This window comes from Aquabacterium sp. UBA2148, from assembly GCF_002328915.1.
GTDB classification, from domain to species: domain Bacteria; phylum Pseudomonadota; class Gammaproteobacteria; order Burkholderiales; family Burkholderiaceae_C; genus Aquabacterium; species Aquabacterium parvum.
The window spans coordinates 1,271-1,507 of the sequence record NZ_DCXA01000206.1; positions in this window are offsets into that span (position 1 = coordinate 1,271).

The window sequence follows — 237 nt, forward strand, 5'->3', positions numbered from 1 at the left end:
CTTCGGGCAGCGTTCGCGCCTGACGTTCACACAGTTCGATTCGCGCGCCAAGTTGGCGGCAGATCGCTTCCAGTTCACGCCGCCCAAAGGGGCGGATGTGCTGGAGCAGCCCTGACGGAGACGATCACGCTTGTGCGCTTCGTCTTCAGGGCTTCGTTCGGTTTGGGGTGAACGACGGGGTTCAGCGGGCGTTGCCCATGGGCCCCATCGTTCGCGGTTTCAGCGAGCTCGCTGAAA